Genomic DNA, 14598 nt, shown 5'->3' with positions numbered 1-14598 from the left:
TAGCCAAAGAGCTACCAAGCCTCATCCCGCCTCGGAAGATGGATGGTTTTGTAATAAAGCATACTGATTTATATTGTGCTTTTCGTGCTTTTTCCCCTAAAAGTCACATGGACTCACTTACACCATCAGGATAACGCTATGTACGAACAAGTTTCCCACTCGCTGTTGAATGCCATTCTGGACGATTTAAAACCGGAAATCAGCCGACAGGATTTGCGGCATTTTTATACCCGGCTAGGCGCTAATTTTTATGCGATTTATTCGCTGTTTTTTAACCTCTACGGACAGCGCAAGGACTTCAAGCCGCAAATGCAGCGTTTGGTGGAAACCATGGCTAAAGGCTATATCAACCGGCCTGCAGAGCTGGAACGCGTCGATATCGAGCGCGAACTGGATCATAACTGGTTCTTGTCGCAAAAATGGGTCGGCATGGCGCTTTACACCAACGGTTTTGCGGAAAATTTGGACGATTTGGCCGATAAAACGCCTTATTTTCAGGAGCTGGGCATTAACATGGTGCATATCATGCCGATTTTGATGTGTCCCGCCGGCAAAAGCGACGGCGGTTATGCGATCAGCGATTTTCGGAAAATCGACGACAGGCTCGGCGACCTGAATGATTTACGCCGGGTTGCCGAGGAATTCAGGAAACGCGATATTCTGCTAGTCTTGGACATAGTGCTCAACCATACCTCGGACGAGCATGAATGGGCCAAAAAGGCGGTCATGGGGGAGCGGCGCTATCAGGATTATTACTTCATGTTCGATAACCGGGAAATTCCCGACATGTTCGAACAAAGCATGCCTGACATTTTTCCCGAAAGCGCACCGGGTAATTTCACCTGGAATGCGGACATGCAAAAATGGGTAATGACCGTTTTTCATAACTACCAGTGGGATTTGAACTACAGCAATCCCGAAGTGTTTATTGAAATGATCGATATTATTCTGTTTTGGGCAAATCAGGGGGTTGATGTGCTGCGCCTTGACGCTGTTGCCTTCCTGTGGAAGAAAATCGGCAGCTCTTGTCAGAACGAGCGCAATGCGCACCTGATTCTTCAGTTGATGAAAGATTGTTGCCAGGTGAGCGCTCCCGGTGTGTTGTTTATTGCCGAAGCGATCGTCGCGCCGGTTGAGGTCATCAAATATTTTGGCGAAGACGCCATTATCGCCAAGGAATGCGAAATCGCTTACAACGCCACGTTAATGGCGTTGCTGTGGGACGGCATTGCCACCAAAAACGCCAAACTGCTCTACCAAGGGCTGAAAAATCTGCCCGACAAACTGGAACGGGCGACCTGGCTCAATTATGTGCGTTGTCATGATGACATTGGCTTCGGTTTCGATGATAACGATGTCCTGGCGGCAGGTTACGAGCCCTACACACACCGGAAGTATCTGGTCGATTATTTCAGCGGCCAATTCGAAGGTTCGCCGGCCAGGGGCATGGTGTTTATGCTTAACGATGCAACCGGAGACGCGCGCATTTGCGGTTCGCTTGCGTCCCTGGCGGGTTTGGAAGCCGCAGCAGAAAGCGGCGATCCGGACCTGATTTCTGCCGCAGTCAATAAAATCCTGTTACTGCATAGTGTGATCCTGTCTTTCGGCGGCATTCCTCTGCTTTACAATGGCGACGCACTTGGCGTCGTGAACGATTACAGTTATCGCGATGACGACAGTAAAAACAGTGACAACCGCTGGATTCACCGCCCCAAAATCAATTGGGAACGAGCCGAATTGCGCAAAAAACAAGGCACGGTGGAATACAGTCTGTTCAGTGCATTGAAAAAGATGATCGCTATCCGCAAGGAAACGTCTGCATTTGCCGATTTCAACAACCGCGAATTACTTGACGTCGATAATGAGCACTTACTGTGTTTTACCCGCTTCAATTATTTGCGGCCATCGGAAAGAGTCCTGGTGATTGCCAATTTCGACGCCAACCCCCAGTATCTTGATCTGGATGTCATCAGCGGCCGGGGCATTAATCTTTACGGCCAGTTCGTCGATTTATACAGCGGCAGAAGTCCGGCCCAGTATGATCGCCGGATTGTTTTGCAGGGTTATCAGTTTTATTGGTTAACGGAAATATGAAGTGGTTTGTTTGACCGGGATTGGTCTCATTCCCACGCGTTGCGCCGCGAGTTGCGGGCAACGCGCCTAAATGCAAGGTATCTCAACGCTAGGACGCAGCGCGTCCCCATATTGCGTTCCCGCGCAGCGCATGGGAACGAGAAGGGTACTCAACTGCCATTGGGCGATATCCGGCACGTGAAATTGCATAAATTTTGAAACGGCTTGTGGATCTTCTCTACACGCATGGTTTCGGGTTAGGGATAGCTCATTTTTTAAAAAGCTTTAGTGCCTTTCAGATTATAATAAACGGCGCTTTAAATACGATATTTAACGAGCGCAGTTATGGCGCAGTGAATCATCGTTTCAAACCAACGTTTGTTCGGATGCACAGCGCGTTTTATGAAGTTTATTATTAATGACTTGTGATGACAAAGAAACGGCAGACATGGATGACTAACCCAAGAACTATAAAAACGACATTATCTGTTTTTTCGCGTAGCACTCCCCGGCATTGTTTCACCGCCTGTATGACCCTAATCATGCTGACAGGCTGTTCGGAACCGACCATTCAAAAGCTTGAAGGCCCGGTTCAGGGCACGACCTATCATATCAGTTACTGGTCGGAATCCCCTGTAGATACTAAAGATATCAAATCCGGTATCGAAAACGAATTTGCGGTCATCGATAAACTGCTGTCCAATTATCGCACCGATTCGACCATAGAAATTTTCAATAGCGTCGAGAACACCGGCAGCCAGGAAGTCGGCGGTGAAATAGTATCCCTGGTTAAAATCGCACAAATCGTAAATCGGGCCAGCCAGGGTTGTTACGATTTAACCATCAAACCGTTGTTCGATTTATGGGGCTTTCGCGGCGATACCCCGACGATTCCTACTGATTCGACCCTTCTGAATACACTGAAAAAAATCGGCATGGAAAAACTGGAAGTCGTGGATGAAACGCATCTGCGTAAAAAACAGGCCGATCTGAAAGTCGATTTATCCTCCATTGCTCAAGGCTATAGCGTGGAACGGATCGGCAAGGTGCTGACCCAAAAAGGCATAACCCATTATCTGGTCGAGATCGGCGGCGAACTGAAAACCAACGGCTATAAACCGGGCCTTCAGCCTTGGCGCATTGCCGTGGAAAGGCCGTTACCCGAAGAACGCACAATGCATAAAATTGTTACCATGCCCAAGGATGCGCCGATGGCAGTGATGACTTCCGGCACTTACCGGCATTATTTCGATGACCATGGCCAGCGTTATAGCCACATCCTTGATGCCCGTAACGGGAGGCCGGTTATTCATAACCTGGTTTCCGTCACCGTTTTGCTTGGTGATCCGTCAATTGCCGATGCCTGGTCTACTGCGCTGCTGTGTCTGGGCCAAAAAGACGGCATGACAGCGGCAAATGCTGCAAAAATCCCCGCACTGTTCATTGAACTGCAAGGTGCTGAACTGATCGAATCCCGAAGTGATGCGCTGAACACGTTGACCACTCTCACCATACATTGATGCCTGAGTCCTAAGTTATGTCGTTAAAAACCCGTAGTTATACTTTTTTTTTACGTTGGGGAAACTTCACTCTAGGCAAGCCGCTTGTGGTGTTGTCAATAGTGGTTCTACTCAGCGTTTTTGCCTTGCAATACACAGTCGAGCACTTAAGCATCAATACCGACACCGCCGAACTGGTAGCGCCCGATGCGCCTTTTCAGCAAAACCGCCGCAATTATGAAAAAGCCTTTTCTCAGGACTTGCACACGCTGTTGCTGGTGGTTGAATCGGACTCGCCGGAACTGACTAAATCGGCCGCTAAAAGATTGCTGCGCCTGATAACCGCCGACAAAGATCATTTTAATTCGGCCTATATTCCCAATGATAACGAATTTTTCCGTCAGAACGGCCTGCTTTACCTTGATACCGACGAGTTGCAGACCTTATCAAACAACCTGTCGCTGGCCCAGCCGTTTATCGGCAGAATTGCCCAGCAACCTAATCTCACCGGCTTTTTTTCAATTTTTGAAGATGCGCTGGCGTCCGAAGACAAGACTCAGATTGTGCCTATCGATCTGACCTCGCTGATTGACAAGGTTGCGTCGGCCTTGCATAAAACGCTCAATGGCGAAAACACTTTGCTGTCCTGGGAGTCGTTGATTAGCGATAAGAAAATGCATGAGCGCAACAGTTTTATTATTGTCTCGCCCAAGTTTGATTTCTCGCAAATCCGTCCGGCGGAAAATGCGATTGAGTCTATCCGCAAAGCTGTTGCCGAAGTTCAGGATCCCAATCTGCCTGCGGTTAAAGTTTGGGTCACCGGCGAAGTCGGTCTTGAAGATGACGAACTATCAGGCATGAGCACCGGCACTTTTACCGCCAGTATTTTTTCCATTGTGCTGGTGTTGTTTATTTTATTAATTGCCTACCGCTCCATATTGCTGACGGTAGCGACATTGATGACGCTGGCCTTGGGGATGCTTTTTTGCGGGGCGTTCGCGGCTTTTTCCGTAAAAGAATTAAATCTGATTTCAGTGGCTTTTGCGGTATCCAATATCGGTTTGGGCGTGGAATATGCGATCCATTTTTGTTTACGTTACCGGGATAATCTGACCCATCATATTCATAAAGATCTGGCGCTACGCAATACATTGACAAGCACAGCGCCCTCGTTATTATTGTGCGCCGGCACCACATCCATTGGGCTTTATGCGTTTATCCCGACCGATTACAAAGGTGTATCCGAGCTCGGTCTGCTGGCAGGCACCAGTCTGTTTATCTGTCTGTTGATTACACTGATCGCCTTACCGGCGTTGTTAAGGATTATTCCGGTTCCATCAAAGTTCCAGACCGGGGAAAGTCATAATGGACTTACGAAATTGTCGGAAAAACTGGCATTCTTGCCGCTCCATTACGCCAAACCGATTGCCGTAGCAACCTTTATTCTCGCAGTTGTCTCCATTGTGCTGACTTTTAACGTGAAGACCGATTTCAATCCGATCAATCTTCGCGACCCTAATACCGAATCGGTTATTGCGTTTAAAAATTTGATGAAAGACAAGGAAACCACGCCGATGACCTTGACCGTCCTGGCCAAGGATGAAAACAGCGCCAAAGCCTTGGAGCAAAAGCTTTCGGGGTTAGCTTCGGTTGATAAAACCGTCAGTCTTTTTGATTTTCAGCCTACCGACCAGGGCGAAAAACTGGCTTTGATTGAAGAAACAGGGCTGATGCTTGGCGCGCAGATCGAGAATTTCCCGGCGTTACAACCCGATACCGACCCGGTTCCCGGCATTGATCGGTTGATAAAAACTATCGACACTATCCTGCCTCAAAAAACCGATGCCCATGAGCGTACCGCGTTAACAAATTTTAAAAAAGAATTACAGGATATTTTGATCGAGCTTGATACGCGGCAAGAGCCCGGTCGGCGCATGTTTATTGAAAAGATCCAGACGACGTTACTCGGCACATTACCGAGCATCATGAACGAATTATCCGCCAGCTTCAATGCCAGAGAAGTTACTCTGGCCGACCTGCCTGCCGACATCAAGGACAAATGGCTGAGCAAGAACGGTTCCTACCGCATCCAGATATTTCCTAAAAAAGACCTGAACGACCTGGCCAGCCTGGAGGAATTTATTACCGAGGTACAGTCCGTTGCGCCAGAAACAACCGATTTGCCGATCATGTACTGGGAATCTATGAAAGAAGTCATATCCGCTTTTCAGCAAGCCATTATGATCGCCCTGATCACTATCGCATTGCTGCTGTTTGCTATCAGGCGCAATATTTTCGATACCGCGCTGGTCATGACACCGCTGATATTGGCCGGATTGTTTACTATGGCGAGTGCGGTTATCACCAACACGCCCATTAATTTTGCCAACATCATCGCTTTGCCGCTGTTGCTCGGACTCGGCGTTGATAACGGCATCCACATGGTTGAAAAGCTGCACCATTCGCTTTCCGAAGAGCAGAATATCTATCAATCCAGCACCGCCAGAGCCATGTTTTACGGCGCATTGACCACCGCCTCCAGCTTTGCCGGATTGGCATTCTCGACGCATCAGGGCATTGCCAGCATGGGGCTGATTATTACCATAGGTATATTCTGGATTATGGTTTGTACGTTTATTATTCTTCCTGCGCTGAGTAAATTGGCGTTAAAGGTTCAAAATAACAAGTAACTACCGTCGAATTCGACCGGGATTTATAGTTTTGGGCTTCTCAACATAACGAGAATTTTTCGAGTGGTGTACCGGATGCAGTTCCCACCGGGAACCGCATCCTGTTACGCTGATAGAGATGATTTGTAACAGTTAATCCGTTGATCAGCTTTGACCGGAACCTGAAGTCGAGTCAAGCATTGTTAGTCAGCAATTCCACGAACGCCTCGGCCGGCAGGGGTTTGCTGAAGTAGTAGCCCTGTAATTCATCACAGCCGATCCCGTGCAGAAATGCTTGCTGATAGGCCGTTTCCACGCCTTCCGCCACCACCTTCAGGCCCAAGCTGTGTCCAAGCGCGACGATGGCTTTAAGGATGGCGATATTGGCCGACGCGGTTTCCAAATCGCCGACAAAGGTCTTGTCGATCTTAAGCCGGTCAACCGGAAAGTCCTTGAGATAAGCCATGCTGGAATAGCCGGTGCCGAAATCGTCAATCGACAGCTTGACGCCCAGTGTCTTGAGGTCATGTAGAGTTTTGATGAAATTAACAGGGTCTTGGGCCAGACTGCTTTCGGTAATCTCCAGCTCCAGACATTGCGGATCGAGTTCTGTATTTTTGAGCGCAGACTCCACCATATTGACCAGATCAAGTTGCCGGAACTGTCTCGGCGACACGTTGACGGCGACAGGGATGGGACGTCCCATAAGCTTTTTTAGCTCGCCGGCCTTGCGACAGGCGTTGACCAGTACCCAATGGCCAATTTCTTCGATTTGTCCGGTCTCTTCGGCTATCGGAATGAAATTCAAGGGCGGTATCATGGCTTCGCCCGGCGGCTGCCAGCGGATCAGCGCTTCGGCTCCGCATATCTTGCCGGTTGCGAAGTCGACCTTGGGCTGGTAGTACAGCAAGAACTCTTCATTTTCCATCGCGTGGCGCAGGCGATATTCAATCTCCATCCGCTCCGTCAATACTTTGTTGAGCTCGCTGGTATAAAACTGGAAATTGTTGCGACCCGATTGCTTGGCTTTGTACATTGCAGAGTCGGCATTCTTGAGCAGTGTGTTGGGGTCAGGTCCGTCGTCAGGATATATGCCGATGCCGATACTGCAGGAAACGACGAAGTCGCGCCCCTCAATCAGCCAAGGGGTTGTTACTGCGGCAAGAATGCGCTGCATGCTCTGTGCGATGTCCTCGACTTTTTGTAGGCTGGTTAGCAGTAGCACGAATTCATCCCCGCCTAGCCGCACCACCGTATCGGATTCGCGTACGCAGTTCGATAACCGCCTGGCCATAGTCACCAGCAGTTCATCCCCGACGTGGTGACCCATGCTGTCGTTGATTAGTTTGAATTGATCAAGATCGACGAAAGCTACAGCCAGCTTGGTGCCGTTTCGGTCTGCAAAGCTCATGCACTGCTGAAGCCTGTCTGCCAGCAAGGTGCGATTCAGCAACCCGGTCAAGCTGTCATGCGTCGCTTGGTATTCGATCTGGCGCTCGTAGTCCTTGCGCTCGGAAATATCTTCCACTGAGCCCTCATAGAACAGCAGCTCTCCTGCAGCGTCGCGGATTTCGCGTGCGTTCTCGGTGATCCAGATAATATCGCCATTTTTACGGTAAGCCTGTGCTTCGAAGTTATGTACATGTCCATGCGCTTTCATCAATGCGATAAATTCGGCGCGCTTGCCGGGATCGACATAAAGCTGCTTTTGGATATCGCGAATGCCATGCATCAGGTCGATTGCCGAATCGTAACCATAGATACGAGCCAACGCAGGATTAAAGTTGAGATACTGCCCGGAGGGACTGGTCTGATAGATGCCTTCCATGGCATTTTCAAAAATGGAGCGGTAGCGCTCTTCCGCTTCGTGCGCCTGTTGCTCGCTCTGTTTGCGGCGGGTGATGTCCTGAATGAATCCCTCCAGCGCCTCCAGTTCTCCCATTTCGTTGAACAGCGGTCCCCCGCTCTCATGCACCCAGCGGATACTGCCATTGGCATGCGTAATGCGGTATTCCAGATCGAAATGTTTGCCGGACTTCACCGCACTGTCAATTCTATCGCGCACCCAAGCACGGTCATCTTCCAGCGTCAGCACCTCATAAGTGATCCGGTGGTTAAAAAGCAGATCCTCGGCATCATAGCCGGTCAGTCTATTACAGCCATCGCTGACAAATACCATGGTCCAGTTTTCATCCAGCAGGCAGCAATACACCATCCCTTTAAGATTGCTCATGAGAGTGCTCAGCATACGCTCTCTGTCCTGCAATAATTTTCTCAGGTTGGGGCTAAAATTTTTAGTGATTAAGGATGAAGACATCTGCCTTCCAATATCAGGAAATGAAAAATTGACTAATGGCTAGTTTGTGTATTAGGCAATAAGCAATATTCATACCGAAAGGCGGAACGCCTATAGAGCAGACCATTGCAGGGCAGATAAAGGATTGATTTGTGTTGAAATGGTGCAGAGGCACCTGGCTGGTGCAATTCAGGCTGTATTAAGGCTAAATTTTTTAGCCCATACTCTTTTGCGAATGATAACTTCTGGCTGTAAGTCGGCATCCGAAACCTATATTAATAGGTCAAGAGCAGGTCTTTTTTCAATCGATTGTCAGTGGAAATAGTAAGCAGTTCTTTAAACTAATGCTGTCAGTTCGGTTGATGCGGTCTTGTATTTTAAAATCGATATTGTCTAATCACGGGGTGAGTTTTGCGATGTTTTATCAGCAGCTTCTTTTTGCTGTTGCGACAGGTAGGTTCCGCCCATAACTACGGCCATTATTAAGATATAAACTACCGAAGCGATGCGTCTGGCCTTTTTTCCCTGTTCATAGCTGTTCATAATGGATTCCTGAAATCTTAAAAAAGCCGGAATAATACAATACTTGTGAAATTAATTAACAAAAGAATTTTTAATGTGAATGCTGCCCAGAGAGCTTTTTTTACAAGGCATTGATTTTGCGCGCTTAAGCCAAGCTTAAGACTCGCTAAGTTAAAATCGAGCCAGATTTAAATAAAAAAGGCTCTACCCTATGAATAAAATCATGCTAGCAGTTCCTGTTTTTTTTATGTGCAGTTATTTTGTTAACCCAATATCAACAGCCGAAGCGTCCGAACATCGCTCCGGTCATAAGGCTTCCAAACACTCTTCGGCAGCAACTCATAAAGCCAGACATCAGTCAGATAATCATCGAAGTACAGTCTCCTGGTATGGCTCTAAGTTTCACGGCAAAAAGACGGCCAGCGGCCAAAAATATGATATGTATGCCATGACTGCCGCACACAAAACACTACCTCTTTTGTCTTACGCTAAAGTGACCAACCTGAAAAATCATCGTAGCGTTGTTGTTCGCATCAATGACCGAGGTTCTTTTTACGGAAAAAGGGATATGGATTTATCCTATGCAGCTGCAAAAGAACTGGGTATCCGGGGATTAGGGTCTGTAGAAATTACACCGCTAAGTCGTAACGAAGCATTATAACCACTAAGTAACAGCGGTAAAACAAGCAAGCGCGGTTAATCTTATACGCTGAAAAAATCAAGTTAAATAACCTCTGTGCCTCGCATCGAACAAGCTTAAGCGTCATAGCCGGAATGGCAGAGTTCAAGGGACCGCAGGTTACATTGCAAGGCAAGCAAAAATTCAATATTCAGCCCGTCGGGCTGGTCAAACCAAATGGCTTGATACTTAATATTCAGCGCAGCTTACTGATTGTATATTCGTTTCTCATTGTCAGTATGGCTAGGCTGTAAAGCGGTTTTTTGGCATTAATACCTGAAAATCAGAGTGTACGCTTATGATTAGGGCTCGGGTCGTGTAAAATGTAGGATCGAATTGCTGGGCAATAGCCCTTGACCCATACAAGTACACAGGGATTTTAAGAGCATGTTAGAAACCAATGAAATCTTAGTTATTTATCATGCCGATTGCTTGGATGGTTTAGGCGCAGCATGGAGTGCATTTTGCAAGTTAGGCAATCAAGTTCGTTACATTCCGGCTCGCTATGGCGACGATATTCCCGATTTTGAACCGGGAGCGATACTCTATATATTAGATTATTCCTACTCGCCACAGCTATTGATCGATGCTTCAGCGAAAAAGCAGGCCAGGTCATACTGATCGATCACCATATGACCGCAATGGAACAATGCGATGCCTTTTTTAAGGTACAGCCACCTCCTGAAAACCTGTCGATCAATTTCGATATGTCCCGGAGTGGTTGCGTTTTAACCTGGCAGTATTTTTTCCACGATCTGAAGCCACCCAAGATTCTGTTGCATATCGAAGACCGTGATCTTTGGCGCTTCAAGCTGGACGGAACCCGAGAGATAACAACGGCACTGTATGAAAGAATGCCGATCGCTTTTGCCGAAATAGGTGCGCTTGACCTGGCGGAACTGTTGGCAGTAGGGCGGATACAGGTTGAGCAATTTTCCGGAATGGTGCAAAGGCTCGCCAAATCTGCACATAGCGTTTCGGTGGCTGGTCAGGTTGGGCTTGCCGTTAATGCTCCGTCATTATTTTCAAGCGATCTTGGGCATGTGCTGGCCGAAAAGTCAGGCACGTTTGGGATGACGTATCAATATGACGGCAGAAAACAACAATGGACGTTCTCGCTTCGCTCAATCGGTGATTACGACGTAGGTCATCTGGCCTTAAGTTTTGGTGGAGGAGGGCACAGGAATGCCGCGGGCTTTGCCTTGGATAGCAACCCGTTTTTCTAGTGCCCGTGCGGGTGAACCTTGGATTGATTTGCATCAATCAGCATTGAATAATGTCAGGTAGCCCTGAATCCATAATATATAATATGTCAACTGAATTATTAGCAACTATATAGCAAGGGAACCTCCGATGAGCATCATTCGTCAAGACGATCTTATTCAAAGCATTGCCGATTCTTTGCAGTATATTTCGTATTATCATCCGCTGGACTTCATCCAAGCCATGCATGAGGCCTACCAAAAAGAAGAGAATCCGGCGGCCAGGGATGCGATGGCGCAAATTCTAATCAACTCCCGGATGTGTGCGGAAGGCCATCGCCCGATTTGTCAGGATACCGGCATTGTTACAGTATTTTTAAAAATCGGCATGGATGTTCGATGGGATGCCGATATGAGTGTCGCCGATATGATTAATGAGGGTGTTCGACGTGCTTATCGGCATCCTGATAACGTTTTGCGCGCTTCGATACTGGCCGATCCGGCAGGTAAGCGCATCAACACCAAAGATAATACTCCGGCGGTGATTCACATGGAAGTCGTGCCCGGCGATACGCTCGACATCGAAATAGCCGCCAAAGGCGGAGGTTCTGAGGCTAAAGCAAAGTTTGCGATGCTCAATCCTTCCGACAGTATTGTTGACTGGGTGTTGAAAGTCGTTCCTACCATGGGCGCGGGCTGGTGTCCGCCCGGCATTTTGGGCATAGGCATAGGCGGTACGGCTGAAAAAGCCATGCTGTTGGCAAAGCAGGCATGCATGGGATCGATAGACATTCACGAGTTAATCGCGCGCGGCCCTTGCAATTCGCTTGAAGAGCTGCGTCTGGAGCTGTATGACAAAGTCAATGCGTTGGGTATCGGTGCTCAAGGTTTGGGCGGTCTTACCACAGTGCTGGATATTAAAATCAACGATTATCCAACCCATGCGGCCAACAAACCGGTTGCGATCATTCCTAATTGCGCCGCCACCCGGCATGTGCATTTTGTTCTGGATGGTAGTGGCGCTGCCGAATTCAAGCCGCCGCGTCTCGAAGATTGGCCTGAAATTACCTGGGACGCAGGCGCTACTGCCCGCAGAGTTAATTTGGATACCGTGACTCAGCAGGATCTGGAGAGCTGGAAGCCGGGAGAAACCTTATTGCTTAGCGGCACCCTGCTGACCGGAAGGGATGCGGCGCACAAGCGCATGGCCGAGCTTTTTGAACGAGGCGAAGCATTGCCTGACAGCGTCGATTTTACTAACAAATTCATTTATTACGTAGGGCCGGTCGATCCGGTTCGCGATGAGGTAGTCGGGCCTGCAGGTCCCACTACGGCAACACGCATGGATAAATTCACCGAAGTCATGCTGGACAAAACCGGCTTGCTCGGCATGATCGGTAAATCCGAGCGGGGGCCGGAGGGAATTGCCGCCATTAAAAAGCATAAAGCCGTTTATTTAATGGCGGTTGGCGGTGCGGCTTACCTGGTGTCAAAAGCCATCCGTAAATCACGTATTGTCGCTTTTGAAGATCTTGGCATGGAAGCCATTCACGAGTTTGTTGTTGAGGATATGCCGGTTACGGTGGCTGTAAATACTGAGGGCGTTTCGGTACATCAAATCGCGCCAAAGGTCTGGCAAGTCAGAATTGGCAGGATTCCAGTTATTGAGGAAAATTAAATCCGGTTTTTTATCGGTCTAGCAGATTCAACAGTCGGTGATGTCATCAAACGTTAGATAAAAATGAGTGCAAAGATTATGTCGATGGCTAAAGGTAAACCTGCTTGAATTTATAAAAATGTACCCCATTGTATTTTGTGATTACAAGGTGAAATCAGGAAAACTCAAAATATGCGCAGTTTTAGCTAAAAATATTCTGAAACTGGAGTATTGATTTGTATTGATTTGTAATTGCAGTTATCTTAATCAATAGTTTTAAAATAATAAGGAGAAATCGGATGTCAAAAGGTCAAAATTTACAGGATAATTTCTTAAATGCGCTTAGAAAAGAGCATACACCTGTTTCTATTTTCCTTGTTAACGGGATAAAGTTACAGGGGAAGGTAGACTCATTTGATCAGTACGTGGTTATGCTGAAAAATACGTCAAGTCAGATGGTTTACAAACATGCTATATCTACCATTGTGCCCAGTAAAGCAGTAAAGCTGACGCATGACAACGAGCCCAATGACGAATGATTAACCCTTTGTATGAGCGTTCCCTACTGCCGATAAATCTGCAGCACGATTACATGTGCCTGGAAAACAAAAGCTTTTTTATAATCACGCCTATGGGGTATTTAATTGTTTGATCGTCCCGAATCAGGCGAACGAGCAGTCCTTGTTCATCTGACACTTCGCTCCATGCAGGAAGATCTTTTAGAATTAAAAGAGCTGGCTAAGTCAGCAGGAACCGATCCTGTCTATGTATTAACAGGCAGCCGCAAAAAACCTGATCCAAAATATTTTGTCGGCAAAGGTAAGCTTGAAGAGCTTAAAGATATTATCGAAACCTATGAAGCTGACATTGTTTTATTTAATCACCCGCTTTCACCCAGTCAGGAAAGAAATCTTGAAGGCTTTTTGGGCGTTCGGGTAGTCGATAGAAATGGGCTGATTCTTGATATTTTTGCCCAGCGTGCGCAAACCTTTGAAGGTAAACTACAGGTTGAGTTGGCGCAATTGCAGCATTTATCGACCCGACTGGTTCGCGGTTGGACGCATTTGGAGCGTCAAAAAGGCGGTATCGGACTTCGCGGACCGGGTGAAACGCAGCTCGAAACCGACAGGCGGTTATTGGGTTTACGCATTAAACAAATTCAACAGCGTTTGGATAAAGTCGATAAACAAAGACATCAGGGACGCAGCAAAAGAAAAAAAGCCGAAGTGCCATCGGTTTCTCTGGTGGGGTATACCAATGCCGGTAAATCAACCTTGTTTAATAAACTGACGGGTGCCGATATTTACGTGGCAGATCAGTTGTTTGCCACCCTCGATCCGACCTTGCGCAACTGCAAGCTACCCAATAGCAGCGAAATTGTTTTGGCCGACACGGTGGGCTTTATACGACATTTACCGCATGAACTGGTGGCGGCGTTTAAATCCACGTTGCAGGAAGCCAGCGAAGCGGATTTATTATTGCATGTAATTGATGCCAGCAGTGATGACAGGGCTGAGACGATCTATCAGGTCAATCAGGTGCTTGAAGATATTAAGGCTAATGAAGTCAGGCAACTTGAAGTTTTTAATAAAATAGATTTATTGACTGACATCCAACCGCGGATTGAGCGGGATGATGTCGGTAATCCTGTTCGGGTATGGTTGTCAGCCGAAACAGGAGTCGGTGTTGATCTGCTTTATCAGGCGTTGGCCGAAATATTTTCAAATACCAAAGTCAAAAGAACGTGTTATTTGCAGCCTGATCAAGGGGATATAAGGGCTAAGTTATTTGCATGCGCAAGGATAATCAGTGAGAAAACTGATGATTTTGGTGCCTGTGAATTAGTTGTTGAAATTGATACAAAATATTTGGGTTTGCTGAAAACGGTTGAGATTGAGGAAGTATTTTGAAAAAAGGCTAAAGGCGAAAGGTGAAAGTGGTCGGTTTTTAGCCTTTCGCCGATATTTACGATAGAATGTCGAACATGAATTGGTAAGTTTA

Annotated in this window: 11 protein-coding genes; 9 read left to right on the top strand and 2 right to left on the bottom strand. The window is 47.4% G+C overall.

Annotation, left to right across the window (positions count from 1 at the left end; genetic code table 11):
• Positions 1 to 138 precede the first annotated feature (138 nt).
• The 3 genes from Q8L79_RS15880 to Q8L79_RS15870 all read left to right on the top strand — a co-directional run bounded on the left by Q8L79_RS15880 (position 139) and on the right by Q8L79_RS15870 (position 6262).
• Positions 139 to 2094 carry an alpha-amylase family glycosyl hydrolase gene (locus tag Q8L79_RS15880; RefSeq protein ID WP_305273198.1) on the top strand — a complete coding sequence of 652 codons (1956 nt, stop codon included), beginning with the start codon at positions 139 to 141 and terminating at the stop codon, positions 2092 to 2094.
• A gap of 431 nt (positions 2095 to 2525) precedes the next feature.
• On the top strand, positions 2526 to 3593 hold the full coding sequence (locus tag Q8L79_RS15875; protein ID WP_305273195.1) for an FAD:protein FMN transferase: 1068 nt from the start codon (positions 2526 to 2528) through the stop codon (positions 3591 to 3593).
• 17 nt (positions 3594 to 3610) lie between these two features.
• Positions 3611 to 6262, top strand: a complete 2652-nt coding sequence (locus Q8L79_RS15870; RefSeq protein ID WP_305273193.1) for an MMPL family transporter — start codon at positions 3611 to 3613, stop codon at positions 6260 to 6262.
• Between the two features lie 172 nt (positions 6263 to 6434).
• Here Q8L79_RS15870 and Q8L79_RS15865 read toward each other — a convergent pair whose 3' ends face one another.
• Both Q8L79_RS15865 and Q8L79_RS15860 read right to left on the bottom strand, forming a co-directional pair.
• Positions 6435 to 8489, bottom strand: coding sequence for a bifunctional diguanylate cyclase/phosphodiesterase (locus tag Q8L79_RS15865; RefSeq protein WP_305273654.1), 2055 nt, complete (start codon positions 8487 to 8489; stop codon positions 6435 to 6437).
• A 441-nt stretch (positions 8490 to 8930) separates the two neighbouring features.
• Positions 8931 to 9080 (bottom strand): hypothetical protein, encoded by a 150-nt coding sequence (locus Q8L79_RS15860; protein WP_305273191.1) that lies wholly within the window; start codon positions 9078 to 9080, stop codon positions 8931 to 8933.
• Between the two features lie 190 nt (positions 9081 to 9270).
• Between Q8L79_RS15860 and Q8L79_RS15855 the strand changes: the two genes are divergently transcribed.
• The 6 genes from Q8L79_RS15855 (at position 9271) to hflX (ending at position 14507) form a co-directional block, all read left to right on the top strand.
• Positions 9271 to 9720 (top strand): septal ring lytic transglycosylase RlpA family protein, encoded by a 450-nt coding sequence (locus Q8L79_RS15855; protein WP_305273189.1) that lies wholly within the window; start codon positions 9271 to 9273, stop codon positions 9718 to 9720.
• A 405-nt stretch (positions 9721 to 10125) separates the two neighbouring features.
• On the top strand, positions 10126 to 10359 hold the full coding sequence (locus Q8L79_RS15850) for a hypothetical protein (RefSeq protein ID WP_305273186.1): 234 nt from the start codon (positions 10126 to 10128) through the stop codon (positions 10357 to 10359).
• Between the two features lie 11 nt (positions 10360 to 10370).
• On the top strand, positions 10371 to 10964 hold the full coding sequence (locus tag Q8L79_RS15845; RefSeq protein WP_305273183.1) for a DHH family phosphoesterase: 594 nt from the start codon (positions 10371 to 10373) through the stop codon (positions 10962 to 10964).
• A 127-nt stretch (positions 10965 to 11091) separates the two neighbouring features.
• Positions 11092 to 12618, top strand: coding sequence for a fumarate hydratase (locus tag Q8L79_RS15840; RefSeq protein ID WP_305273180.1), 1527 nt, complete (start codon positions 11092 to 11094; stop codon positions 12616 to 12618).
• A gap of 278 nt (positions 12619 to 12896) precedes the next feature.
• Positions 12897 to 13136 (top strand): RNA chaperone Hfq, encoded by a 240-nt coding sequence (gene hfq / locus Q8L79_RS15835; protein ID WP_305273178.1) that lies wholly within the window; start codon positions 12897 to 12899, stop codon positions 13134 to 13136.
• A gap of 105 nt (positions 13137 to 13241) precedes the next feature.
• Positions 13242 to 14507, top strand: a complete 1266-nt coding sequence (gene hflX / locus Q8L79_RS15830; protein ID WP_305273176.1) for a ribosome rescue GTPase HflX — start codon at positions 13242 to 13244, stop codon at positions 14505 to 14507.
• Positions 14508 to 14598 lie beyond the last annotated feature (91 nt).

Origin of the sequence: Methylobacter sp., assembly GCF_030680395.1 — a bacterium.
Lineage (GTDB): Bacteria > Pseudomonadota > Gammaproteobacteria > Methylococcales > Methylomonadaceae > Methylobacter_A.
The sequence above is the reverse complement of the archived record's forward strand: the minus strand, read 5'-3'. Positions and strand labels throughout refer to the sequence as shown.

What these genes read in the sequence shown, in the direction of transcription:
- Q8L79_RS15880 (WP_305273198.1), top strand. Translation starts at nt 139, where the DNA reads ATGTACGAACAAGTTTCCCACTCGCTGTTGAATGCCATTCTGGACGAT.
- Q8L79_RS15875 (WP_305273195.1), top strand. Translation starts at nt 2,526, where the DNA reads ATGACTAACCCAAGAACTATAAAAACGACATTATCTGTTTTTTCGCGT.
- Q8L79_RS15870 (WP_305273193.1), top strand. Translation starts at nt 3,611, where the DNA reads ATGTCGTTAAAAACCCGTAGTTATACTTTTTTTTTACGTTGGGGAAAC.
- Q8L79_RS15865 (WP_305273654.1), bottom strand. Translation starts at nt 8,489, where the DNA reads ATGCTGAGCACTCTCATGAGCAATCTTAAAGGGATGGTGTATTGCTGC.
- Q8L79_RS15860 (WP_305273191.1), bottom strand. Translation starts at nt 9,080, where the DNA reads ATGAACAGCTATGAACAGGGAAAAAAGGCCAGACGCATCGCTTCGGTA.
- Q8L79_RS15855 (WP_305273189.1), top strand. Translation starts at nt 9,271, where the DNA reads ATGAATAAAATCATGCTAGCAGTTCCTGTTTTTTTTATGTGCAGTTAT.
- Q8L79_RS15850 (WP_305273186.1), top strand. Translation starts at nt 10,126, where the DNA reads ATGTTAGAAACCAATGAAATCTTAGTTATTTATCATGCCGATTGCTTG.
- Q8L79_RS15845 (WP_305273183.1), top strand. Translation starts at nt 10,371, where the DNA reads ATGACCGCAATGGAACAATGCGATGCCTTTTTTAAGGTACAGCCACCT.
- Q8L79_RS15840 (WP_305273180.1), top strand. Translation starts at nt 11,092, where the DNA reads ATGAGCATCATTCGTCAAGACGATCTTATTCAAAGCATTGCCGATTCT.
- hfq (WP_305273178.1), top strand. Translation starts at nt 12,897, where the DNA reads ATGTCAAAAGGTCAAAATTTACAGGATAATTTCTTAAATGCGCTTAGA.